This is a genomic window from Phenylobacterium hankyongense, assembly GCF_003254505.1.
GTDB lineage: Bacteria > Pseudomonadota > Alphaproteobacteria > Caulobacterales > Caulobacteraceae > Phenylobacterium > Phenylobacterium hankyongense.
On sequence record NZ_QFYP01000001.1, the window covers coordinates 3214676 to 3238708 of the forward strand.

Consider the following 24033-nt stretch of genomic DNA (forward strand, 5'->3'; position numbering starts at 1 on the left):
GTCGGCCGGCAATTCTATCTGCCATAAAGTGGTCCGCCCAATGTGGCGAGCGTTAGGCGCACTTGGACCGACTCGCTTGGGCCCAGCCGCCCGACGACGGTGTCTTCCTTGCGATAGATCACGTCGACCCGCAGGCAATCGTCCGTGTAGAACACCCCGACGTCGCGGATCACCCAGGCCTGCTGGACGAGGTCGCGGTTGCCGTAGGCGGTGAGACCCCAGTTCTTGGCGAGGCGCAGTTCGCCGCCGACGTCGAAGTTCTCGGTCTTGGTGATCACCGGAGTGACGACGCCCGTGGCGCTCGTGGTCGTGCTCGTGCTCGACTCGTCGGTCAGGTAGCGGACGTAGCCGGACCCCCACTTGGAGGAGACGTTGGCGCCGGCCTCGAGCCGATGGATGGCGAAGCTGTCGGCGTCCAGGCGCGCCCGGGCGAAGACCGAGAGTCCCTTCACCGGCTGGGCGTCGCCCGCCACGATCCAGTCGGAAGCCCGTTCGCGCAGGCCGGAGGTGGTCGTGAAGATGTCGTTGGGCGTGTCGCGGAAGCTGCGGCCCACCAGCAGGCTGGCGCGACGCCCATCGTCCCACAGCACAGAGCCGCGACCGGCGACGTTCAGCCGCGCGCCGTCCTCGTAGAGGTCGTAGCCCGGCATCTTGTTGGCCTGGAACAGGTTGGTCTCGTCGAACTCCAGGGCGACGCTGTCTTCGTTCAGGTAGATCGGGGCGCCGGTGGAGTCGTGGCCGACCACGATCTGGTGCGCCCGCGGCGAGACGGCGATCTGCGCCAGGGGCTCCAGCACCACCGTGGCGTCGCGCCAGCGCCGGTACAGCGGATAGGAGATGTCCGCGCCCGCGACGCCCAGCGCCCTGGATGTCGTCAGCGAGGTGGTCTGCGACCCGACGCCGGTCAGGATGTCGCTGACGCTGTAGGCGTCGGTGCGCACGTGCACGAAGGGTTCGATCCGCAGGCCGATGGGCGCGGTGAAGATGCGGCGCCAATCGACCTCCGCGGTGACGCGCCGGCTGTCGATGCCGGGGGTGGGCACGGTGGTGTTGGGCGCCTGATCGCGGGTCAGCGCCACGGCGCTGCCGTCGACCTGCAGCCGACCGCCGAACAGGGTCGACAGCGGCTCGTAATGGGCCTCCACCAGCGGCGCGATCACCGGGAAGGTCCGGTTGTTCTCGATCACCGTGGGGTCGGTCAGGCTCGGCCGCAGGCCCTGGATGCTGATGGCCGCGGCGGACACATAGGACTGCTGGTCCTGGCGCACCGCATAGACCTGGGAGATCAGCCGCCGGTCGTCGGCGATGTAGGGCCCACGGCTCTCGTAGACCTTGCCGATCTCGTACTTGTCGAAGAGCAGGTTGTCCGACGTGCGCTCGGCGGTGAAGCCCCAGCGCCACTTGTCGTCGATCTGGAACGCCCCGCGGCCGAGGATGTAGCTGCGGTTGGTGTCGGAGCCGAACTTCTGCCCCTGGCTGTCGAAGTCGCGATCGTGGGTGTAGCCGAACCGGATGTCGATATCGCCGGAATAGAAGCGCTGCCGGTACTCGCCGTTCAGGAGCGGGTTCACCTTGGTGTTGATCTGCGGGCTGATCACCAGGTCGGACGAGGGCGAGAGCACCTGCAGGTAGGGCTGCTCGTAGGAGAAGCCGCGGCGGTTGGAGAAGCCGATGCGCGGCGCCAGCAGGCCGGACGCGCGGTCGGCCTGGGGATCGGCGTGCCAGAACACCGGCAGGTAGATGAGCGGCACCCCGAGGATGTGGATACGGGCGTTGCGGTAGTAGATGATCCGCCTGGCCTTATCCTGCACCACGCGATCGGCGCTGATCGACCAGGTCGGCGCCTTGGCCTTGCCGTTCGCCGCGCAGATCGCGCAGGGGGTGTAGATCGCCCGATTGAGCTCCTGGATGTTCTCGTTGCGGCGAACGGCGCTGGCGCCGGCGATCTTGACGTTGTCCTGCAGCCGCGCCGAGAAGCCGAGCGCCACGCCGGCGCGCATCTTGTCGTCCAGGGTGAGCTGGTCGGCGAACTCGGTCGTGCCGTCGGCATTGATCGTCTGCACGTGGCCGTAGGCGCGGATCACGCCCTGGCCGTCGGCCTGGCCCGGCCCCTCCTGGTAGACCACCCGGTCGGCGCGCAGGGTGCGGCCCTGGTAGCGGATCTCCACCGAGCCCCGGGCCGTCGTGGTCTTGGCCTGGTCGTCGCGGATGAGCTCGTCGGCTTCCATATAGAGCTCGTCGGCCGCCAGGCCGTCGTTGTTCACCGGCGCGGCGCGCGCGGGGCGGCGGGACTGGCCGGGCGCGGGATTGAGGACCTGGCCGCGGTCGTGGAGCAGGTCCTGGGGCTGGGCATGCGCGGCCACGGGCAGGACAAGGGCCAGCGCCGCGCCGGCGAGGAGCGCGTGCTTGGCGGCGGCAGACGGCATGCGCCGGCGCAAACTCATACGCTCATGTTCCCCTCTCGCCGCGGCGCGAACGCTCAGCGCCGCCTAGCGCGGATGCATAGCCGGGCGGGCCAACGATTCAACCGTCTTCGGTGTAGCAGAGCAGGGTGAGACCCGACAGCAGCGCCACGACCGGCGGGGCCCATGCGGCGGCGAATAGTGGCAGGATGTCACCTTTCCCCAACGCCCCGGCGAACTGGTTGAAGAAGAAGACCACGAATCCCAGCGCCACGCCGGCCCCGGCGAGCCCCGCCAGGCCGCCCAGCCGGGCCAGCCGCAGGGAGAAGGCCGCGGCGAGGATCGACATGGCCGCGAACAGCAGCGGCGTCGCCAGCAGCTGCTCGAATCGCAGCCGGTAGCCGGAGGCGGAGAATCCCGCCTGCTCGGTGAGCCGGATGGCGGCCGGCAGCCGCCAGAAGGCGATGGCGTCGGGCGAGGCGAACCGTTCCATGGCCGCCTCCGCGTCGAGGGTGGAGCGGATCGACAGGCTGTCGGAGCGCACCGAGCTCTCGCCGGCCGTCGCCTCGCGCACGTCCTTCAGTTGCCAGAAGCCCGGCATCAGGCGCGCCTCGGCGGCCTCCAGGCGGCGCTTGAACTCCGGCGCGCCGGCCTTGTTCTTCTGGTAGACGAACAGGGACACGCCGCGCAGGCGCACGGTCCCGTCCACCGTGTCGCGGCTGCGGGCGTGGATGACGATCTGGTTCTTGTCGTCCCCCTGGCGCAGCCAGACGTCCTTGGGCGTGTCGCCCAGATAGTTCTCCATCAGCCGGGCCCGGTCGTTCTCGAAGCGGGCGTTGAGCGCTGCGGCCACCGGATTGAGCACCCCCACGGTCAGGGCGCCGGCCACCAGGGCCGCCATGGCCGAGGGCAGGATGAAGCGCCAGGCGGAAATGCCCGCCGCGCGCATGGCCACCAGCTCGCTGCGCCGGTTCAGGCCGACGTAGGCGCTGATCCCGCCGAACAGGAAGACGAAGGGCAGCAGGATCTGGATCACCGACGGCGAGCGCAGCAGGGTCAGGCCGAAGACCTGGGCCGCGCCGACGTCCGCGCGCACCCCGACCTGCCGGGAGAGGTCGACGAACTGGACGAGGACGATCACCGCCGAGATCACGGCCAGCGCCGCGCCGACCCCGCCGAGGGTGCGGACCAGGACGTAGCGCTCCAGGCGTCCGAGGCCGATCACTGCGCAGCTCCCGGGGCGAAGCCCGCCGCCGACGGCCCGCGCCGGCGGTACATGTCGATGGACCGGCTGACCTGCTGGCGGAAGATGCTGCGCAGCGCGAAGGCGAGCGCCAGCAGCGGTACGGCGTATTGCAGGATGTTGAGCCAGGCGTTGTTCTCGCAGGCGGCCTGGACCACGAAGCCGAGGATGCGGACCACGGCGGCCAGTCCGCCCATCACCGCAATCCGCCGGCCATAGCCCAGCCGGGAGAAGCCGCCGCCGAGGATCGCCGACAGCGCCATGGCCATGAAGGCGATGTTGAAGAGCGGCGTGGCGATCCGCGCGTGGCCCTCGGCCAGCAGGCTCAGCCGGTTGCGCCGCTCCCAGTCCTGCTTGAAGTCGGGGAAGAACAGCTCGTGCGGGAAACGGTCGGACGGCTTGTAGTGGACGAGCTCGTCGGTGGCGGCCAGCGGCGACAGGTCGAAGACGTACTCGTCGAAGGTCAGGTAGTTGAGCACGCCGCGCTCGGAGAACTCCTGGTTGGAGCCCTTGTGCATGATCAGCACGGGGTGGCCGAGCCGCTTGGCGATCCGACCCACGTCGGCGGTGTAGGTGGTCGCCGTCCCGTCGGGCTTCATCTGGTGAATGAACAGGTTGTGGAAATTGCCTTTTCCGTCAACCGATTGTGCGTAGACCGTCAGGCCCGGAGCCGGCTCGGTGAACTCGCCCTCGCGCACCAGGGTCGAGGCCAGGTCGGTGCGAACCTGGAACAGCTCCTGGCGCATGGCGCGATAGGCGGCGGGCTGCACGAACAGGTTCATCAGCAGCGCCAGGAAGGCGATGGTGCAGGCCAGCCGGATGGCCGGCGAGATCACCCGCCAGCGGCTCATGCCCCCTGCAAAGGCGACGACGATCTCCTGCTCGGTATGCAGACGGTTGAGCGCCACCAGGCCGGCCACGAAGATGGCGATCGGCAGAACCATATTGATCAGCTGCGGCATCGCCAGCAGGGTGATCTTCAGGAACACCAGGGCGCTCTGCCGCTGGTTGACGATCAGGTCGAGGCCCGAGAGGCTCTGGCTCAGCAGGGCGACCGCCGTCAGCGCCGCGGTGGCGAGCAGCGTGGGGCCAAGGAGCTGGCGCAGGAGGTAGCGGTCGATCAGGCGCATCGGCAAGAAATACGGCTCACCCGGAGAATTGCCGCGCCCCGGCCGCGGAGCTGTTCTAAACCATGCGTCGCCGCGCCGCACAACCGCCGCACGAACAGTGACGGTGGCCGCGGCGCCCAAACCTGCACGCCCAAACCCGCAAATCTGAGAGAGTTCGGATGGAGATTGAGTTCGTCGCGGCCAGCGCCGCCCTGCCGCCCAAGACGGCTCTGGCCCGTATCGTCTTCGAAGGCCAGCCTCATGAGGGCGCATTGGCGCAGGCCGTCGCGGCCAGCCGCTTCACGGGCGCCAAGGGCCAGACCCTGGACATCGTCGCCCCGGCCGGCGTGGACGCCGCCCGCCTTGTGCTGGTGGGCGCGGGCAAGTCGGACGCCTTCGACGCCCTGGGCGCCGAGCATGCCGCGGCCACGGCCTACGGCGCGGTGAAGACGTCGGGCGTCGAGATCCTGCGGGTCGAGCTGCCGAACGGCGACGCCGACCTCGCGGCGCGGGCCGCGCTGGGCGTGCGGCTGGCGAGCTACCGTTTCGACAAGTACCGGACCAAGGAACCTGCGGACAAGAAGCCGTCCGTTGTCCGGGCGCAGATCGCCACCGTCGCTTCGGATGCGGCGCTCGCCGCCTTCCCGCCGCTGGCGGCCTTGGCCGACGCGGTGAGCTTCACCCGCGACCTGGTCTCCGAGCCCGCCAACGTCCTCTATCCGGTGGAATTCGCCCGCCGGGTGAAAGAGCTGGAGCGCCTCGGCCTGGAGGTCGAGATCCTCGGCGAGGCCGAGATGCTCAAGCTCGGCATGGGCTCGTTGCTCGGCGTCGGCCAAGGCAGCGTCCGCGAGAGCCAGCTGGTGGTGATCCGCTGGAACGGCGCGACCGACAAGGCCGCCCAGCCGATCGCCTTCGTCGGCAAGGGCGTCTGCTTCGACACCGGCGGCATCTCCATCAAGCCGGCCGACGGTATGGAGGACATGAAGTGGGACATGGGCGGCGCGGGCGCCGTCACCGGCCTGATGCACGTGCTCGCCGGGCGCAAGGCCAAGGTCAACGCCATCGGCATCCTGGGCCTGGTGGAGAACATGCCCGACGGCAACGCCCAGCGCCCCGGCGACGTGGTGACCTCCATGTCCGGCCAGACCATCGAGGTGATCAACACCGACGCCGAGGGCCGCCTCGTGCTGGCCGACGCCCTCTGGTACTGCCAACAGCGGTTCAAGCCGAAGTTCATGGTCGACCTGGCGACCCTGACCGGGGCGATCATCATCAGCCTGGGCAACGACTACGGCGGCCTGTTCTCCAACAATGACGAGCTGTCGGCCAACCTGCTGGACGCCTCGGGCAAGGAGGGCGAGCCGCTGTGGCGCATGCCGCTGCCGCCGCAGTACGACAAGAATATCGATTCCGTGATCGCCGACGTGAAGAACACCGGCGGCCGGCCGGGCGGCTCGATCACCGCGGCCCTGTTCATCCAGCGCTTCGTCAACGGCTTGCCGTGGGCGCACCTGGATATCGCCTCGACCGCCTGGAAGAAGCCCTCGACCGTGCCGACCCTTCCCGAAGGCGCCACCGGCTACGGCGTGCGGCTGCTGAACCGGATGGTGCAGGACAAATACGAGTCATAAGGGCGCTCCGTGCGCTTCGTCCTGCTGCATAGCCCGCTGCTGGGCCCGCTGACCTGGCGGGCGACGGCGGCGGCGCTGGCCGGCCGCGGTCATCAGACCCAGACGCCGTCCTGGCCGCGGCTCTCGTCGATCGCGGAGGGCTATTACCCGGCGCTGGCCGCGGCGATGGCGGCGAACGTCGAGGAGGGCGATCCCGCGGTGCTGGTGGCGCACAGCGGCGCCGGCGCGCTCGTGCCCGCCCTGGCGGCCGCCATGCGCGCGCCGCCGGCCCGGGTGATCTTCGTCGACGCCATCCTGCCGCATCCCCGCCGGAGCTGGTTCGACACCGCGCCCGCCGAGGTGCGCGAGCGGCTAAGGGGCGGCGCCCAGATGGGGCAGCTGCCGCCGTGGGACGACTGGTGGCCGCCCGGCGCGCTGGAGCGGCTGGTCCCCGATCCGCAGCTGCGCCAGGCGCTCGTGGCCGAGTTGGAGCCGTTGCCGCTGGCCTATTTCGAGGAGCCGGCCCCGGAGGGAGACGCCGCGCCGCCGGCCGCCTACCTCAAGCTGAGCGGAGCCTATGAAGACGAGGCGCGGATCGCCGGCCGGCTCGGGTGGCCCGTCGTGCGCCTGCCGATGAACCATCTGGCGATGCTGAGCCAGCCGGACGCCGTGGCCACCGCCATCGAGGGCCTCGCCGCCGCCGGGGCGCCGGCTTGAGCTCTGGCCGCCTCCCCAGGCCCGTCGAACAGCGCTAAGAGCGGCATATGGCGGACACCCCCTGCGAGGTCTGGTTCTATCACCTGGAGCGCACCGGGCTCGACCAGGCCTTGCCGGAACTGCTGGAGAAGACCTTGCAGCGCGGCTGGAAGGCCGTGGTGCGGACGCGCGAAGCGGGGCGGATCGAGCACCTGGACAGCTGGCTGTGGACCTATCGCGACGACAGCTTCCTGGCGCACGCTCCGGCGGACGAGCCGGGCGCCGCACGCCAGCCGATCCTGATCACCGCCGGCTTCGACAATCCGAACGGCGCCGACGCCCTGTTCCTGGTCGATGGCGCAGAGCCTGGCGAGCTTGCCGGCTACGCCCGCTGCGTGGTGCTGTTCGATGGCGCCGACGACGCCCAGTTGGCGGTCGCCCGGGCGCAATGGAGCGCGGTCAAGGCCATGGGCCTGGCGGCGTCGTATTGGAAACAGCAGGCGCGCGGCTGGGAGAAGCAGGCATGAGGAAGTCTCTGGCGGTGCTGGGCGCGCTGACGGCGTTGGCGGGCTGCTCAAGCGCCCCGCCCGCGACGTCTCCGCCCCAGTCTCAGGCTTCCCCGGCCGCGGCTGCGCCGCCGGTGCGGGCGGAGGCTCCGCCGGCCGCGACGCTCCCGGCCCCGGCGGCGACGCCACGGCACGACCAGTGCGGCGCCTATGAGGTGCAGAACTTGGTCGGCCGGCCGCGCAGCGAGATCCCGGTGCCGGTCGACCCCAGCCGCCAGCGGGTGGCCTGCACCACCTGCCCGGTGACGCAGGACGACAGCCCGACGCGGCTGGATTTCTTCTTCGACGCCGAAACCGGGATCATCAAGCAGATCCGCTGCGGCTAGGCGGGCAGGGTCAGCCCGACCTCGCGCAGCAGGTCGAGCCAGGCGGCGCGTCCGGCCGCCCGGCTGAAGCGCTCCTCCGCGGTTCGGCGTGCGGCGACGCGCATGGCGGCCGACGCCTGGGGGTCGTGGCAGGCGGCGATCATAGCCTGCGACAGGGCGTCCACGTCGAAGAAGGGCAGCAGGCGACCGTTCACCCCATCCTCAATGGCGTCGCGCAACGGGGCGGTGTCGGAGCCGATCACGTAGCAGCCGCTGGCCATGGCCTCGGCCAGCGACCAGGAGAGCACGAAGGGGTAGGTGTAGTAGACGTGGGCGGTTGAGAGCCGCAGGGCGGCCAGCATCCGGGCATGCGGCACCTTGCCCAGGAAATGCACCCGGGCGGGGTCGATCCGCGCCTCGAGGCCGGCGAAGCAGGCCTGGCGCCAGGTCTGGCCGCCCGGCGCATCGCCGCCGTAGCCGCGCCGCCCCTCCTGGCCGATCACCAGCACCTGCGCCTCGGGGACCTCGGCCAGCAGGCGGGGCAGGGCGCGGGCGAAGATGTGCAGCCCGCGCAGGGCTTCCAGCTGGTTGTTGATGTGGGTGATCACCGGCGTTCCCGGCGCGATGATCCGGCCGTCGGCAAGCGGAAACGGCTCGGCCGGGCCGGGACGAATGGCCTCGACGTCGATCCCCTCGTGGATGATCCGCGCGTCGCGCCGAAACACCGGCGGCAGCCGCGAGGCCTGGAACGGGGTGGGCGTGACGATGGCGTCGGCGTCGGTGAGCGCGAGCGCCATCACCGCGTTCTTCGCCTTGCCGATGAGCAGCGCGTCCTCGCTGGCCGGCAGGAACTCGGTGTCGAAATCGATGTCGGAGTTCCGCCCGTGGTAGAAGAACTCCGAAAACAACACCTGCCGGGCGTCGGGGTAGATGTCGTCCAGCAGCACGGTCTCGCCCCAGCCGGGATGGCCGATGATCACCTCCGGCTCGAAGCCTTCCGCCTTCAGGGCGCTGGCGGCCTTCAGGGCAGCGCGGCCCCTCAGCAGATCGGCCTCGGCGCGGATGGCGAGGTTGTAGACGTCCGCACCGGTGCCGCGGGGCAGGTTGTAGCGGGCGATCCGGACCCCCTCCAGGCCCGCCGCGGTCTGCCCCGCCACCGCGGCGCAAGGCACGCCGAGCGCCACGAGGGTTTGCGCCAGGTCCCGGAACTGGGCCGGGAAGTTGTTATGGACAAAGAGCACGCCGCGCATGGTGGCCTTCTGCCCGCCGGAGCGCGCGCTGTCGAGCTAGGCGGTCTTCGACGCGACGCCGTGGACCGGCGCCGAACAGGCTTGACGATGAGAACAAAAGGAGAATAAGAACGAACCACGAACAATCCAGCGGTTCTCCACAGGGCCGCCCACAAGAGGATGCGACACATGGTTCGTCTTGCCCGAGAATCGCTGGCCTTTGCGTCGGTGGCCAGCTTTGTCTGGATGATGTGCACGGTCGCCGCTCACGTGGGGTGACCGCCATGCGGATGGGGGAGGCGGCAGGGGTGGACGAAGAGCATCTCGGCTTCGTGCACCTGCGGGTCCGCTCCGCCTATTCGCTGCTGGAAGGCGCCATCAAGGCCGACGTGATCGGCACTATGGCGCAGGCGGCCGGCATGCCGGCGGTGGCGCTCACCGACCGGGCCAACCTGTTCGGCGCTCTGGAGTTCTCGGTCGCCACCAAGGGCGCGGGCGTGCAGCCGATCGTCGGCTGCGCCCTGCCGGTGAGCGGCGTCGGCGAAGGCGGCTCCGAGCGCTGGGCCCGCACGCCCACCGTGGTGCTGCTGGCGCAGAGCGAGCGCGGCTACCTCAACCTCGCCGAACTCTCGTCCATGGCGTACCTCGACGCCGAGGCGACCGAAGAGCCGCACGTGCCCTGGGAACAGGTCGCGGCGCGGGCCGAGGGCCTGATCCTGTTGTCCGGCGGCCCCGACGGGCCCGTGGACCCGCTGTTCGCCGCCGGCAAGGCCAAGGAAGCCCGCGCGGCGCTCAGCGAAATGCACCGGGTGTTCGGCGACCGCTTCTATGTGGAGCTGCAGCGCCACGGCCTGCCGGCCGAGGCCACCGCCGAAGCCGAGCTGGTGGCCTTCGCTTATGACCAGGACGTGCCGCTGGTCGCCACCAACGACGTCTATTTCAAAGCCACCGCCATGTACGAGGCGCACGACGCGCTGCTCTGCATCGCCGACGGCAGCTTCACCGGGCAGGAGGAGCGCCGGCGGGTGACGCCGGAGCACTGGTTCAAGCCGGCCGCCGACATGCGGACCCTGTTCGCCGACCTGCCGGAGGCCTGCGACAACACCCTCGACATCGCCCGGCGCTGCGCCTTCATGGTCCACAAGCGCGACCCGATCCTGCCGCGCTTCCCGACCGAGGGCGGCCGCTCCGAGGCCGACGAACTGGCGCACCAGGCGCGGGAAGGCCTGAAGGCGCGGATGGCGCTCGGCCAGGCGAACCACGCCTCGCTGGAGGACTACGAGGGGCGGCTGGAGCGGGAGATCGGGGTGATCACCCAGATGGGCTTCCCCGGCTACTTCCTGATCGTGTCCGACTTCATCAAGTGGGCGAAGGCGCGGGGAATCCCGGTGGGTCCGGGCCGCGGTTCCGGCGCCGGCTCGCTGGTCGCCTATTCGCTGACCATCACCGATCTCGATCCGCTGCGGTACGGCCTGCTGTTCGAGCGCTTCCTGAACCCGGAGCGGGTGTCGATGCCCGACTTCGACATCGACTTCTGCCAGGAGCGGCGGGAGGAGGTGATCTCCTACGTGCAGCAGCGCTACGGACGCGACCGCGTGGCGCAGATCATCACCTTCGGCACCCTGCAGGCGCGCGCCGTGCTGCGCGACGTCGGCCGCGTGCTGCAGCTGCCGCTGGGCCAGGTGGACCGGCTGGCGAAGATGGTGCCGGCCAACCCCGCCAATCCGGTGACGCTGGCCAAGGCCATCGAGATCGAGCCGCGCCTGCGCCAGGCCCGCGACGAGGACGAGGCGGTCGAGCGGCTGCTGAACATCGCCCTGCAGCTGGAAGGCCTCTACCGCAACGCCTCGACCCACGCCGCCGGCGTGGTGATCGGCGACCGGCCGCTGACCGAGCTCACGCCGCTCTACCGCGATCCGCGCTCCGAGCTGCCCGCCACCCAGTTCAACATGAAATGGGTGGAAAGCGCCGGCCTGGTGAAGTTCGACTTCCTGGGCCTGAAGACGCTGACGGTGATCGACCGGGCGCTGAAGCACCTGGAGAAGCGCGGCGAGAGGGTGGACATGGCCGCCCTGCCGCTCGACGACGCCAAGACCTACGAGCTGATGAGCAACGCCCAGACGGTGGGGGTCTTCCAGTTCGAAGGTCAGGGCATGCGCGACACCCTGCGCCAGCTGCGCCCCAACTGCATCGAGGACGTCACCGCCATCGGCGCGCTCTATCGCCCCGGCCCGATGGACAACATCCCGCTGTTCATCGACTGCAAGTTCGGCCGCAAGCCCATCGACACCCTGCACCCGACGCTCGCCCCGGTGCTGAACGAGACCTACGGCATCATCGTCTACCAGGAGCAGGTGATGCAGATCGCCCAGATCCTGGCGGGCTACAGCCTGGGCGAGGCCGACCTGCTGCGCCGCGCGATGGGCAAGAAAAAGAAGGAGGAGATGGAGCAGCAGCGCGCCCGCTTCGTCTCCGGCGCGGCGGAAAAGGCCGTTTCGGCCGAGCAGGCCGGCGGCATCTTCGACCTGGTGGACAAGTTCGCGGGCTACGGCTTCAACAAGAGCCACGCGGCGGCCTACGCCGTGGTCAGCTACCAGACCGCCTGGCTGAAGGCGAACGCGCCGGTGGAGTTCTTCGCCGCGTCGATGAGCCTCGATATCGCCAACACCGACAAGCTGTCGGTGTTCTACCAGGACGCCAAGCGCTTCGGCGTGAAGATCCAGCCGCCGGACGTCAACCGCTCGGGCGCGGACTTCGAGGTCGAGAACGGCGAGGTGCTCTACGCCCTGGGCGGCATCCGCAACGTCGGCCTTCAGGCCATGCAGCACGTGGTCGACGTGCGCCGCGAGGGCGGGCCGTTCCGCGACATCTTCGACTTCGTCGAGCGCATCGATCCGCGGCAGGTCAACAAGCGCACCTTCGAGACCCTGGCCCGGGCCGGCGCCTTCGATTCCTTCCACGCCAACCGCGCCCAGCTGATGGCCGCGGCCGACGCCCTGATCGGCTACGCCCAGAGCGTGGCGGCCGACCGCGCCTCGGCGCAGGTGAGCCTGTTCGGCGGCGACCAAGCCGACGCTGCCCGGCCGCGGATGCCGAAGGCGGACGGCTGGACGCCGGTCGAGCGGCTGGACGAGGAGTTGGCGGCGGTGGGCTTCTACCTCTCCGGCCACCCGCTGGACGACATGGTCGAGGCCCTGCGCCGCCGGCGGACCGACCTGCTCAGCGACGCCATCGTCAAGGCGGAGTCCGGGGCCGAGGCCCTACGCATGGCCGGCGTCGTGCGGCGCAAGCAGGAGAAGCCGTCGCGGACCGGCGAGAAGTTCGCCTTCGTCACCCTGTCGGACCCGACCGGCGAGTACGAGGTGCTGTTCCCGCCGGAGGCGCTGCGCAAGTGCCGCGACCTGCTGGAGCCCGGCAAGGCGCTGTCGCTGCGGGTCCGGGTGCGGGCCAAGGACGGCGAGGTGCGGTTCTTCGGCGAGGACGCCGAGCCGGTCGAGAAGGCGGTGGAGAACGTCGTCGCGGGCCTGCGGGTGCACGTCGCGCCGCGCAGCGCCGAGATCGAGGCGCTGAAGCTGCGGCTGGAGGGCGCCGCCGGCGGCCGGGGCGGGGAGATCGTGCTGGTGGCCGGCATCGACGGCGGCCGCGAGGTGGAGCTCAAGCTGCCCGGCCGCTTCAAGCTCGACAACGCCGTGCGCGGCGCGATCAAGACCTCACCCGGCGTGGTGTTCGTCGAAGACCTCTAGCGGCCGTAGGTGCTGAAGCCGCCCTTGGGCTTCGGGGCCTTCGGGTAGGGATCGACGCCGCCACGGTTCGAGGTCGTGTGCGTCCCGTGGAACGGCTTGAAGGCGCCGCTGCTGGTGGTATCCGGCATCGACGGCGGCTTCGGCGGCGCGGGGGCGTGGTAGGGCTGGCCGAAGCCCGCGGCCCGCATCGGCTGGACCTGCGCCTGCGCTGAGGCTGCGACCACGGACATCCCTGCGACCAGGGCCAGAAGCGTCTTCATCGGCGTCCCTCCATTTGCAGCCAAGCTTCGCAGCGGGGCCGGCCGTCCGCAAGGGGGCGGCGGCAAGTGCAGGGGATGGTTGCTTTTTCCGGCCCGAGCCCCTATTTCCCCGGCTCATTCCACACGCAGGCGTTTGGCGACGCGCGGGGAGACATCCCGCCGTATCCATTCCGGTCCTCCTTCGGGAGGGTGCCTGCGGAGGTCCAACCGGAAAAAGGACTACAAGGCCTATGGCACTTCCCGATTTCTCTATGCGTCAGCTCCTGGAAGCCGGCGCCCACTTCGGCCACCAGACGCACCGGTGGAACCCGAAGATGGAAAAATTCATCTTCGGCAGCCGCTCCAACATCCACATCATCGACCTGTCGCAGTCGATCCCGCTCCTGCACCAGGCCCTGGTGAAGGTCCGTGAGGTCGCCGCCGGCGGCGGCCGCATCCTGTTCGTCGGCACCAAGCGCCAGGCGTCGGAGCCGATCGCCACCAGCGCGCGCCGCTGCGCCCAGTACTACGTCAACCACCGCTGGCTGGGCGGCACGCTCACCAACTGGCGCACCGTGTCGGGCTCGATCGCCCGCCTGCGCGAGCTGGAAGGCCTGCTGGAGACCGAGAGCGGCCGCACCAAGAAGGAGCTGCTGCAGCTGACCCGCGAGCGCGACAAGCTCGAGCTGTCGCTGGGCGGCATCAAGGACATGGGCGGCATCCCCGACCTGATGTTCGTGATCGACACCAACAAGGAAGCGATCGCGATCCAGGAAGCCCGCAAGCTGAACATCCCGGTGATCGCCATCCTCGACACCAACTGCAACCCGGACGGCATCACCTATCCGATCCCCGGCAACGACGACGCCGCGCGCGCCATCCAGCTCTATTGCGACCTGATGGCCGACTCGGTGCTGGACGGCCTGGCGGCCGGCCAGTCGGCGTCGGGCGTCGACCTGGGCGCCTCGGAAGCTCCGATGGAGCCGACGCTGGCCCGGGCGCTGACGCCGAAGCCGGTGGCCGAGGCCGCGGCCGAACCCGAGGTCTCCGCGCCGGAAGCCGCCGCGCTCGAAGCCGAGATGACCGGGGCGGACGCCGGCGTCGAGGCTGCGGCCGAGCAGCCGGGCGAAGAAGCTGCCGCCGAGCAGCCGAGCGAAGAACAAGCCAGCTAAGGCGCTCCCGCGCCCGGCTGACCCGACCATCCTGACGGCGGGCCCCGCGAGGGGCCCGTCGGTACTCATACTTTGAAGGAGCTGACCATGGCGGAGATCACCGCTGCGCTGGTCAAGGACCTGCGCGAAAAATCTGGCGTCGGCATGATGGACTGCAAGCGCGCCCTGCAAGAGAACGACGGCGACATGGCCGCGGCCATCGACTGGCTGCGCGCCAAGGGCCTGTCCAAGGCCGCCAAGAAGTCGGACCGCGCGGCCGCCGAAGGCCTCGTGGCCGGCCTGGTGAGCGCCGACGGCAAGACCGGCGTGCTGATCGAGCTGAACGCCGAAACCGACTTCGTGTCGAAGAACGAGACCTTCCAGGGCGCGGCGCGCGACATCGCCGCCGTGGCGCTGGACGTGGAGGGCGTCGACGCCATCTCCGCGGCCCAGACCGCCAAGGGCGAACTGGTCGGCGACGTGGTGACCAACATGATCGCCACGATCGGCGAGAACATGCGCCTGCGCCGCTCGGCCCGCCTGACCGTTAGCCAGGGCGCCGTCTCCCTCTACCTGCACAACGTGCAGGGCGAGGGCGTGGGCAAGCTCGGCGTGCTCGTGGCGCTGGAAGGCGCCGGCGACCAGGCCGTCCTGCGCGAGGTCGGCCGCAAGATCGCCCTGCACGTGGCCGGCACGCCGACCCCGCCGCTGGCGCTGAACGAGGGCGACCTCGATCCGGCGGCCGTCGCCAAGGAGAAGCAGTTCCTGACCGACCAGGCGCTGGAGTCCGGCAAGCCGGTGGCCGTCGTCGAGAAGATGATCGAAGGCCGGATCCGCAAGTGGCAGGAAGAGGTTGTGCTCCTGAAGCAGCCCTTCGTCATGAACCCGGACCAGACCATCGAGCAGCTGATCGCCGAGACCGCGAAGCAGATCGGCGCGCCGCTGGCGGTGAAGGGCTTCGTGCGCTTCGCCCTGGGTGAAGGCGTCGAGAAGAAGACCGACGACTTCGCCGCCGAGGTGGCTCAGCTCTCCGGCCAGAGCTAAGGTCCGAACTTGCAAGGGCGCGGGCGCGTTCGACGCGCACCGCGCCCTTGGTTTATCTAGAGTACCGCTTTCCAGAGGTCCGGACCTGCCGATGCCCGACGTCAAGCCGCGCTACAAGAGGATCCTCCTGAAGGTGTCGGGCGAAGCCGGCGTCGGCGGCGGCCACTTTGGCATCGACCCGAAGACCGTGCAGGCGGTGTGCGAGGAGATCGCCCAGGTCGTCCGCGAGGGCATCGAGGTCTGCCTGGTGGTGGGCGGCGGAAACATCTTCCGCGGCGCGGCCCTGGCCGAGACCGGCATGGAACGGGCCAGCGCCGACTACATCGGCATGCTGGCCACCATCATGAACGCGCTGGCGCTGCAGGCGGCGCTGGAGAAGAACGGCATCTACACCCGCGTGCAGTCGGCCATCCCGATGCAGGCGGTCTGCGAGCCCTACGTGCGGCGTCGCGCGCTGCGGCACCTGGAAAAGGGCCGGGTGGTGATCTTCGCCGCCGGCCTGGGCGCGCCCTTCTTCACCACCGACAGCTCGGCCGCCCTGCGCGCCGCCGAGATGGGCTGCGACGCGCTGTTCAAGGGCACCAGCGTCGACGGCGTCTACACCGCCGATCCGAAGAAGGACGCCACCGCCCAGCGCTACGAGACCCTCAGCTACCAGGAAGTGCTGGCCAAGGACCTGCGGGTGATGGACGCCTCGGCGATCAGCCTCATGCGCGACAATCACATCCCGATCGTGGTCTTCTCGATTCGGGAACGCGGCAACTTCCTGAAAGTGTTGAAGGGCGAGGGCGTCTACACGACGATCGCCTGATCGGCGGTTGAGAACGGTTGGAGGGAGAGAGATCCATGGCGACCACGGAAAAGCCGGTGCTTGCGAAGTACAGGGACCGCATGGACAAGGCGGTCGCCGCCCTGAAGGAGGAGTTCGCCTCCCTGCGGACCGGCCGCGCCTCGGCCAGCCTGCTCGACCAGGTGCATGTGGAGGCCTACGGCTCGACCGTGCCGATCAACCAGGTGGGCGCCGTCAGCGTGCCGGAACCGCGGATGATCTCGGTCAGCGTCTGGGACCGCGGCCTGGTGGTCTCGGTGGAGAAGGCGATCCGCAACTCGGGCCTGGGCCTCAACCCCGTCGTCGACGGCCAGAACCTGCGCATTCCGATCCCCGCCCTCACCGAGGAGCGCCGCAAGGAGCTCGTGAAGGTGGCCGGCAAATACGCCGAGCAGCAGCGCGTCGCCGTGCGCAACATCCGCCGCGACGCCAACGACGACCTGAAGAAGGCGGAGAAGGACGGCGCCATCAATCAGGACGAGCAAAAGCGGATGGAAGCCGACGTCCAGAAGCTCACCGACGAGGCGATCAAGCGCGTGGACGAAGCCTTGAAAACCAAAGAACAAGAGATCATGCACGTCTAGTCGTGCGAGCGTCCACGCGCCAAGAGGATCAAACGACGCCCATGGCCGCCGAAGAGAACAGTCCGTCTGCGGGCGCCCAAGGCAGGAGCGCGGAGGCCCCGCCGCCGCTGCACGTGGCCGTGGTCATGGACGGCAATGGCCGCTGGGCCAAGCGCCGCGGCCTGCCGCGCTCGCTGGGTCACCGGGCCGGCGTCGAGGCGCTGAAGCGGACGGTCTCCGCCGCGCCGGATCTCAACATCCGCTGGCTGACGGTGTTCGGCTTCTCCACCGAGAACTGGAGCCGGCCGGCCGCGGAGGTCGCCGAACTGATGGCGCTGCCCAAGCGCTACTTCGAGAGCGACATCGCCCGGCTGGAGCGCGAAGGCGTGCGGGTCCGGGTGATCGGCCGCCGCGAGGGGCTGTCGCCGGAGCTGGTGAAGCTGGTCGAGGACGCCCAGGCGCGGACCGCGCACAACGACCGGTTCTTCCTCAACATCGCCTTCAACTACGGCGGCCAGGCCGACATCGCCGACGCCGCGCGGCGCTTCGCCGAAGATGTGGCCGCCGGCCGGGCCCGGCCCGAGGAACTCACCGAGCAGCTGTTCGCCAGCCATCTCGCCACCGCCGATTCGCCGGCGCCGGACGTGATCATCCGTCCGTCGGGCGAGCAGCGGCTGTCCAACTTCCTGCTCTGGGAAGCCGCCTACGCCGAGCTGGTCTTCCAGGACGTGCTGTGGCCGGACTACGGGGCGGAGCACCTGAAGGCGGCCCTGCAGGTGTTCGCGGGGCGGGATCGCCGCTATGGGGCGGTCGTGGCCGATGACGTCCTTGCCGCAGGGTAGGCGCTTCGACTGGTCCAACCTGGGCCTGAGGGTGGCCTCCGCCGTGGTGCTGGTGCCCGCGGCGCTGGCCGCCGCCTGGTTCGGCGGCTGGCTTTTCCTGGTGCTGATCTCCGTCGGCGTCGCCCTGCTGGCCATCGAATGGGGCGGCATGAGCGCGCCGCGCGCGCCGGTGCGGGTGTCGCTGGCCGTCACGGTCGCGGTGCTGGCGGGCGTCTTCCTGGGACACCTGGGCCACTTCGGCCTGGGTTGGATCGCCGTGGCCATCGGCGCGCTCGCCGCGGCCCTGGTGGCTCGCGGGGTGGCCGAACGGCCTGCCGATGCCGCCTTCGGGGTCGCCTACATCGCGCCGGCGGCGATCTGCCTGATCTGGCTGCGTTCCATGCCCCAGGGCCACTGGTGGACGCTGATGCTGTTCGCCGTCACCTGGGCGGCCGACATCGGCGCCTTCGCGGTCGGCAGCACGCTGAAGGGCCCGAAGCTCTGGCCGCGGTTCTCGCCCAACAAGACCTGGTCCGGGTTCGTCGGCGGGCTTGGCGCGTCGATGGCCACCGGCGGCCTGATGGCCGGCCTCTCGGCCTTCCGCCTCAACCTGGTGGCGGCCGCGGCGATCGGACTGGTCGTGGGCTTGGCGACCATGGCCGGCGACCTCTGGGAATCGGCGCTTAAACGGCGGTTCGGCGTTAAGGACTCCGGCGACCTGATCCCGGGCCATGGGGGCTTGCTGGACCGGGTTGACGGGTTGATGTTCGCGGTCGTGGTGATGGCGGCGGCCCGCCTCGCCAACCATTGGGGATGGGGTCATTGAACCTGCCGCGTAAGGTCAGCGTCCTGGGCTCCACGGGTTCGGTGGGGGTCTCCACCCTGGACCTGTTCGAGAAGGCCGGGGTCGAGGTCGAGGTGGTGGCGCTGGCGGCGGGCCGCAACGTCGAACGGCTGGCCGACCAGGCGCTGCGCTGGCGCCCGGAGATCGCGGTCATCGAGGACGAGCGCGCCCTGCCGCGGCTGCGCGAGCGGCTGGCCGGATCGGGCGTCCGCACGGCGGCCGGCAGCGCGGCGGTGGTCGACGCGGCCTCCGCCAACGCCCAGTGGGTGATGTCGGCGATCGTCGGGTTCGCGGGCCTGGCGCCCACCCTGGCGGCGGCGCGGGCCGGCGCCATCGTGGCGCTGGCCAACAAGGAAAGCCTGATCTGCGCCGGCCCGGCCCTGCTGCGCACGGCGAAGCTCGCGGGCGGGGCGGTGATCCCGGTCGATTCCGAGCATTCGGCGATCTTCCAGGTCTTCGATCCGCAGAACGCACGCCACGTGGCCCGGTTGATCCTGACGGCGTCCGGCGGCCCGTTCCGGAGTTGGTCGCGCGATCAGATGGCCGGCGCAACGCCCGAGCAGGCCGTCGCGCATCCCAATTGGAACATGGGCGCCAAGATTTCGGTCGATTCCGCCACCATGATGAATAAGGGCCTGGAGGTGATCGAGGCCGCCTACCTTTTCGCCATGCCGCCGGAGCGCATCGAAGTCTTGGTTCACCCGCAGTCCATCGTCCACAGCCTGGTGGAATACGCAGACGGCTCCACCCTGGCCCAGCTTGGACCGCCGGACATGCGCGCGCCGATCGCCTGCGCGTTCGCCTGGCCTGATCGGCTGCCCTGGCCGGCGCAGCGGCTGGATCTCGCCAGCGGCGGGCCACTCACCTTCGACGAGCCGGACCTGGCCCGCTTCCCGGCGCTGCGGATCGCCAAGGAAGCCCTGGTCGCCGGCGGCGCCGCCCCGGCGGTGATGAACGCCGCCGACGAGGTCGCCGTGGCCGCCTTCCTGGCCCGGCGCATCGGCTTCCTGGATATCGCCCGGGTGGTGGCGGAGACCCTCGAGAGAACCGATCGCGTCGGCCTCACCGGAGGTCGCGCGGATGACCCGCTGGACGGTGCGCGCGAGACCGATGCGACCGCACGCCGCGTGGCGGACAGGGTCGTCAGCGGCCTTATGGCTCCGGCATGAGCCGGAAGGAGTAGCCAGCAAATGTTCGGCATCCTGCAGAGCCTCATCTTCGCCCTGGTGCCCATCGCGATCGTGCTGGGCGTGGTGGTGACGGTCCACGAGCTTGGGCATTTCCTGGCCGCCAAGGCGCTGGGCACCAAGATCGACCAGTTCTCCATCGGCTTCGGGCCGGCCATCGCCAAATGGACCGACAAGTCCGGCGTCGAGTGGCGCATCGGCTGCCTGCCGCTGGGCGGCTACGTCCGCTTCGCCGGCGACGAGAACGCCGCCAGCGTTCCCGACCTGGATAACCTCGAGGCGCTGCGGCGCGATCTGGTCCAGCGGGAAGGCGAGGGGGCGCTGAACCGCTACTACCACTTCAAGCCCCTGTGGCACCGGGCGGTGATCACGGCGGCGGGGCCCGCCGCCAACTTCCTGCTGGCCATCGCCGTCTTCGCCGCGCTGCTGATGGCGCTCGGCGAGACGATCTCGCCGGCCCGGGTCGATGGCGTGAGGGCCGGCAGCCCGGCTGAACGCGCCGGATTCCAGGTGGGCGACCTGGTGGTTCAGGCCGACGGCAAGAAGATCAAGGGATTCAGCGACCTGCAGGTCATCGTCTTCCTGCACTCGGGATCGCCGGTCGACTTCGTGGTGGCCCGGGGCGGACACGAGGTGCCGCTGACCGCGACGCCCCAGCGCGGCGTGATCGTCGACCAGTTCGGCCACGAGCAGCGGCTGGGCGTGCTCGGCATCGAGAACCGGCCGCGCCCGGGCGACCAGAGGATCCAGCGCTACGGGCCCGTGGAAGCCCTCGCCGCCGGCGCGGCGAAGTCCTGGGAACGCGTGGCCACCACGCTGCAATACCTCGGGCGGCTGTTCACCGGCCGCGAGACCGCCGACCAGCTCGCCGGCCCGATCGGGATGGCGCAGCTGTCACGCGACATCACCCACAAGACCGCCCAGGTCTCGCCGAACCTCTCGAGCTTCGCCGTCAATGAGCTGATCACTATGCTCGAACTGATGGCCAACATTTCAGTGGGTATCGGCTTCCTCAATCTTTTGCCGGTACCTGTGCTCGATGGGGGACACCTGCTCTTTTATGCGTATGAAGCCGTCGCCCGACGCCCTCTTGCTGCCAAGGTTCAGGCGGCAGGGTACCGCGTGGGCCTTGCACTGGTGCTCGGATTGATGTTGTTCGCGTCCTGGAACGATCTGCAGCGCCTGCGTGTGTTCAAACTGATCGGCGGGCTATTCTCCTAGCCCCCGCATTCTCCAAAACGGCTGATTCGATGCACAGACACCGCGCCCGCAGCGCTGCGCTAGCCTCCGGCCTTGGCCTGCTTCTAGGCACGAGCGCCCTCGTCACGCCAGGGCTGGCGCTTGCCCAGGCCCAGCCGACGGAGCCGCCCGCCGCTGCGCAACCGCCGGGTGCGGCCCCGGCGCCGGTGATCCAGTCGGGCGTGGTGCAGCGCATCCTGGTGAAGGGCAATGAGCGGATCGAGCAGGCGACGGTCGTCTCCTACCTGCCGATCCAGCCGGGCGAGACCGTCGATTCCTCCAAGATCGACCTGGCGCTGAAGACCCTGTTCCGGACCGACCTGTTCTCGGACGTGAAGATCGACTTCCAGGGCGGCGACCTGATCGTCACCGTAGTGGAGAACCCGATCATCAACCGGGTGCTGTTCGAGGGGAATTCGGGCCTCAAGGAAGATAAGCTGAAGGACGAGGTGAGCGTCCGTCCGCGCGGCATCTTCACCCGCGCCAAGGTGCAGGCCGACGTCGGCCGCATCGTCGAGCTCTACCGCCGCTCCGGCCGCATCTCCGCCAACGTCACGCCGCAGATCGTCGAGCTGCCGCAGAAGCGCGTCGACCTGATCTTCAAGATCGACGAAGGCCCGAAGAGCGGGATCCTGCGGGTCAACTTCCTGGGCAACAAGGCGTTCTCGGACAACGATTTGCGCGACGTCGTCGTGACCGAGCAGTCGCACTGGTACAAATTCTTCTCCAGCAACGCCAACTACGACCCGGACCGGCTGGAGTACGACAAGGAGCAGCTGCGGAAATACTACCGCAACCGCGGCTACTACGACTTCCGCGTCGCCTCCGCGGTGGCCGAGCTCTCCCCCGACAAGAACGGCTTCGTGGTCACCTACACGATCGACGAAGGGCCGGAATACAAGTTCGGCAAGGTCGAGGTGCAGACCGAGCTGCAGAAGCTCGACAAGAACGTCCTGCGATCGCTGATCCCGTTCCGGCCCGGCGAAACCTATGAAGACGACAAGATCGAGCAGGCCACCGACGCCCTGACCTTCGCCGCCGGCGCCGCCGGCTTCGCCTTCGTCGACGTGCGGCCGCGCTACACGGCCAATCGCGAGAAGGGCGTCGTCGACGTGACCTTCGACGTGAAGGAAGGCCCGCGGGTCTACGTCGACCGCATCGACATCGTCGGCAACACCGCCACCCTGGACTACGTCATCCGCCGCGAGATGAACGTCTCGGAAGGCGACGCCTACAACCGGGCCCTGGTCGACCGCTCGAAGAACCAGATCAAGGCGCTCGGCTTCTTCAAGAACGTCGACATCACCGAGATCCCGGGTTCCGCGCCGGACCGCACCGGCCTGCAGGTGAAGGTCGAGGAGCAGCCCACCGGCGAGCTCTCGTTCAGCGCCGGCTATTCGTCGGTGGACCAGCTGGTGGTCGACCTCGGCATCACCCAGCGCAACTTCCGCGGCCGCGGCCAGAACGTGCGCGCCCGGGTTTCGCTGGGCTCGCTGCGGCAGACGGTGGACCTGTCGTTCACCGAGCCGCGCTTCCTCGGCCGCGATCTGGCGGCCGGCGTCGACGCCTACTACTACAAGTACGACCTCACCCAGTACTCGGCCTACAAGACCGTCACCGTGGGCACCGGGCTGCGGCTCAACTTCCCGCTCAGCCTGAATTCACGCGGCTCGGCCCGCTACACCCTGCGGGAGGACTCGGTCGAGATCGACCAGACCCTCTGCGACCAACTGCTGGTCTCCGCCTCGGTCTGCGACCAGCGCGGGCAGTTCCTCACGTCGCTGGTCGGCTACGGCTACCGCCTCGACCGCCGGAACGATCCGATCAATCCGACCCGCGGCTTCTATGTGGAGTTCGACCAGGATTTCGCCGGCCTCGGCGGCGACGTGAAGTACCTGCGCACCGAACAACAGAGCGGCTGGTACCACGGCTTCTCGAAGAGCTTCATCCTGAGCGTCGTCAGCTCCGCGGGCTATGTCGGCGGCTGGGGCGGCGACCACGTGCGGATCAACGACCGCTTCTACAAGGGCGGCAACAGCTTCCGCGGCTTCCAGACCGCCGGCATCGGACCGCGCGACACCACCTATAGCTCGACCTCCGGCTCGACCAGCGGCCAGCAGGACGCCCTCGGCGGCAAGGCTTACGCCATCGGCTCGGTGGAGCTGACGGTGCCGACCTTCCTGCCCGAGCAGTACGGCATCAAAGCCGCCCTGTTCAGCGACTTCGGCACGCTCGGCCTGCTGGACGCCAGCGACAAGCTGACCAAGCGCTATGTGGACCCGAACGACACGTCCAAGGGTTTTGTCCTCGCCGCCAACGGCCAGCCGGCGCTGTTCCCGAACCCCGCCATCAAGGACGACCTGGCGCTGCGTGCTTCCGCCGGCATCAGCATCTTCTGGCGCTCGCCGATGGGACCGATCCGCTTCGATTTCAGCCAGATTTTGGCCAAACAGTCCTATGACGTAACCGAACTCTTCAAGTTCTCCACTGCAACCAGGTTCTAAAAGCTCATGACCTTCAAACCCCTGGCCGTCGCCACCTGCGCCGCGGCCATCGCCCTGACCGCCGGCTCGAGCGCGCTCGCGCAGACCGCCGCCGCCGCTGCTCCCGCCGCCGCTCAGGTCACCCACGGCGCGCCGATCAACGGCATGTGCATCATCTCGGTGGAAGGCGCGATCGGCGCCTCGACCGTCGGCAAGTACGTCGACACCCGCATGCAGCAGATCGTTGCGCAGGTGAACGCCGAGCTGAACGGCGAGAAGACCGGCATCGACACCGAGGCCAAGACGCTGGACAGCCAGCGCGGGACCCTGGACCAGAGCGCCCTCGAACAGCGCGCCTCGGCCCTGCAGGTCCGCGCCAACGCCCTGCAACGCAAGGCCCAGCTCCGCGACCGCGAAGTCTCCGCCACCGAGCAGAAGGCGGTCGGCCGCATCGGCCAGGAGATGGAGCCGCTGATCCGGCAGGCCTACCAACAGAAGGGCTGCTCGATCCTGATCCAGCGCAACGCCGTGGTGATCGGCAACCCGGCCATGGACATCACCCCGGCCGTGGTGACGGCGCTGAACGCCAAGATCACCCAGTTCGCGTTCGATCGGGAACGTCTGGACCAACAGGCCGCGGGCGCCGCGCCGCCGGTCGTCCAGACCCCCGCGCCGGCCCGCGCGGCTCCGACCAAGAAGTAATCGGCCGCTTCAGGGACGCGGATCGCCG

21 protein-coding genes are annotated in these 24033 nt (G+C 69.4%); 16 read left to right on the plus strand and 5 right to left on the minus strand.

The window, feature by feature from the left end:
* Nucleotides 1–14: 14 nt before the first annotated feature.
* The 3 genes from DJ021_RS15475 to lptF all read right to left on the minus strand — a co-directional run bounded on the left by DJ021_RS15475 (nucleotide 15) and on the right by lptF (nucleotide 4775).
* Complete coding sequence (locus tag DJ021_RS15475; RefSeq protein WP_243626051.1) at nucleotides 15–2426, minus strand: LPS-assembly protein LptD; 2412 nt, start codon at nucleotides 2424–2426, stop codon at nucleotides 15–17.
* A 97-nt stretch (nucleotides 2427–2523) separates the two neighbouring features.
* Complete coding sequence (lptG, locus tag DJ021_RS15480) at nucleotides 2524–3627, minus strand: LPS export ABC transporter permease LptG (RefSeq protein ID WP_111458402.1); 1104 nt, start codon at nucleotides 3625–3627, stop codon at nucleotides 2524–2526.
* Nucleotides 3624–4775 carry an LPS export ABC transporter permease LptF gene (gene lptF, locus DJ021_RS15485; protein WP_111458403.1) on the minus strand — a complete coding sequence of 384 codons (1152 nt, stop codon included), beginning with the start codon at nucleotides 4773–4775 and terminating at the stop codon, nucleotides 3624–3626. The genes lptG and lptF overlap by 4 nt, the downstream gene beginning before the upstream one ends.
* Before the next feature lie 158 nt (nucleotides 4776–4933).
* Here lptF and DJ021_RS15490 point away from each other — a divergent pair, with 158 nt between their 5' ends.
* From DJ021_RS15490 to DJ021_RS18990, 4 genes are read left to right on the plus strand one after another with little or no spacing between them, the layout of a single operon-like run.
* Entirely contained in the window at nucleotides 4934–6385 is a 1452-nt protein-coding gene (locus DJ021_RS15490) for a leucyl aminopeptidase (protein WP_111458404.1), read from the plus strand.
* A 9-nt stretch (nucleotides 6386–6394) separates the two neighbouring features.
* A complete protein-coding gene (locus DJ021_RS15495; protein ID WP_111458405.1) occupies nucleotides 6395–7081 on the plus strand; it encodes an alpha/beta fold hydrolase in 687 nt (228 codons plus the stop codon).
* A gap of 47 nt (nucleotides 7082–7128) precedes the next feature.
* Nucleotides 7129–7587, plus strand: coding sequence for a DNA polymerase III subunit chi (locus tag DJ021_RS15500; RefSeq protein ID WP_111458406.1), 459 nt, complete (start codon nucleotides 7129–7131; stop codon nucleotides 7585–7587).
* A complete protein-coding gene (locus tag DJ021_RS18990) occupies nucleotides 7584–7952 on the plus strand; it encodes a lipoprotein (protein WP_165837238.1) in 369 nt (122 codons plus the stop codon). The genes DJ021_RS15500 and DJ021_RS18990 overlap by 4 nt, the downstream gene beginning before the upstream one ends.
* Here the strand turns inward: DJ021_RS18990 and DJ021_RS15510 are convergent.
* Nucleotides 7949–9181: a glycosyltransferase gene (locus tag DJ021_RS15510; protein WP_111458407.1), complete on the minus strand. Its 1233-nt coding sequence runs from the start codon at nucleotides 9179–9181 to the stop codon at nucleotides 7949–7951. The genes DJ021_RS18990 and DJ021_RS15510 overlap by 4 nt on opposite strands.
* Nucleotides 9182–9349: 168 nt before the next feature.
* On the opposite strand from DJ021_RS15510, the gene sidA reads away from it, so the two are divergent.
* Both sidA and dnaE read left to right on the plus strand, forming a co-directional pair.
* Nucleotides 9350–9439, plus strand: coding sequence for a cell division inhibitor SidA (gene sidA / locus DJ021_RS15515; protein WP_111458408.1), 90 nt, complete (start codon nucleotides 9350–9352; stop codon nucleotides 9437–9439).
* Nucleotides 9440–9468: 29 nt separating this feature from the next.
* Nucleotides 9469–12903 carry a DNA polymerase III subunit alpha gene (gene dnaE / locus DJ021_RS15520; protein ID WP_243626052.1) on the plus strand — a complete coding sequence of 1145 codons (3435 nt, stop codon included), beginning with the start codon at nucleotides 9469–9471 and terminating at the stop codon, nucleotides 12901–12903.
* On the opposite strand, the gene DJ021_RS15525 is transcribed toward dnaE, so the two are convergent.
* A complete protein-coding gene (locus DJ021_RS15525) occupies nucleotides 12900–13163 on the minus strand; it encodes a hypothetical protein (protein ID WP_111458409.1) in 264 nt (87 codons plus the stop codon). The two genes, dnaE and DJ021_RS15525, sit on opposite strands and share 4 nt — an antisense overlap.
* 230 nt (nucleotides 13164–13393) lie before the next feature.
* Here DJ021_RS15525 and rpsB point away from each other — a divergent pair, with 230 nt between their 5' ends.
* The 10 genes from rpsB (at nucleotide 13394) to DJ021_RS15575 (ending at nucleotide 24005) form a co-directional block, all read left to right on the plus strand.
* Complete coding sequence (gene rpsB, locus DJ021_RS15530) at nucleotides 13394–14314, plus strand: 30S ribosomal protein S2 (RefSeq protein WP_111458410.1); 921 nt, start codon at nucleotides 13394–13396, stop codon at nucleotides 14312–14314.
* A gap of 87 nt (nucleotides 14315–14401) precedes the next feature.
* Entirely contained in the window at nucleotides 14402–15337 is a 936-nt protein-coding gene (gene tsf / locus DJ021_RS15535; protein WP_111459134.1) for a translation elongation factor Ts, read from the plus strand.
* A 91-nt stretch (nucleotides 15338–15428) separates the two neighbouring features.
* Nucleotides 15429–16148: a UMP kinase gene (gene pyrH, locus DJ021_RS15540; protein WP_111458411.1), complete on the plus strand. Its 720-nt coding sequence runs from the start codon at nucleotides 15429–15431 to the stop codon at nucleotides 16146–16148.
* A 35-nt stretch (nucleotides 16149–16183) separates the two neighbouring features.
* Nucleotides 16184–16750, plus strand: coding sequence for a ribosome recycling factor (gene frr, locus DJ021_RS15545; protein WP_111458412.1), 567 nt, complete (start codon nucleotides 16184–16186; stop codon nucleotides 16748–16750).
* Nucleotides 16751–16791: 41 nt separating this feature from the next.
* Nucleotides 16792–17571, plus strand: coding sequence for a polyprenyl diphosphate synthase (gene uppS / locus DJ021_RS15550; RefSeq protein WP_111458413.1), 780 nt, complete (start codon nucleotides 16792–16794; stop codon nucleotides 17569–17571).
* Nucleotides 17549–18376, plus strand: coding sequence for a phosphatidate cytidylyltransferase (locus DJ021_RS15555; protein WP_111458414.1), 828 nt, complete (start codon nucleotides 17549–17551; stop codon nucleotides 18374–18376). Before uppS ends, DJ021_RS15555 begins: the two co-directional genes overlap by 23 nt.
* Complete coding sequence (locus DJ021_RS15560; RefSeq protein ID WP_111458415.1) at nucleotides 18364–19563, plus strand: 1-deoxy-D-xylulose-5-phosphate reductoisomerase; 1200 nt, start codon at nucleotides 18364–18366, stop codon at nucleotides 19561–19563. The genes DJ021_RS15555 and DJ021_RS15560 overlap by 13 nt, the downstream gene beginning before the upstream one ends.
* Before the next feature lie 21 nt (nucleotides 19564–19584).
* Nucleotides 19585–20802, plus strand: coding sequence for a M50 family metallopeptidase (locus DJ021_RS15565; protein WP_111458416.1), 1218 nt, complete (start codon nucleotides 19585–19587; stop codon nucleotides 20800–20802).
* Between the two features lie 29 nt (nucleotides 20803–20831).
* Nucleotides 20832–23324: an outer membrane protein assembly factor BamA gene (bamA, locus tag DJ021_RS15570; protein WP_111458417.1), complete on the plus strand. Its 2493-nt coding sequence runs from the start codon at nucleotides 20832–20834 to the stop codon at nucleotides 23322–23324.
* A gap of 6 nt (nucleotides 23325–23330) precedes the next feature.
* Entirely contained in the window at nucleotides 23331–24005 is a 675-nt protein-coding gene (locus DJ021_RS15575) for an OmpH family outer membrane protein (RefSeq protein WP_111458418.1), read from the plus strand.
* The last annotated feature ends 28 nt before the right edge of the window (nucleotides 24006–24033 follow it).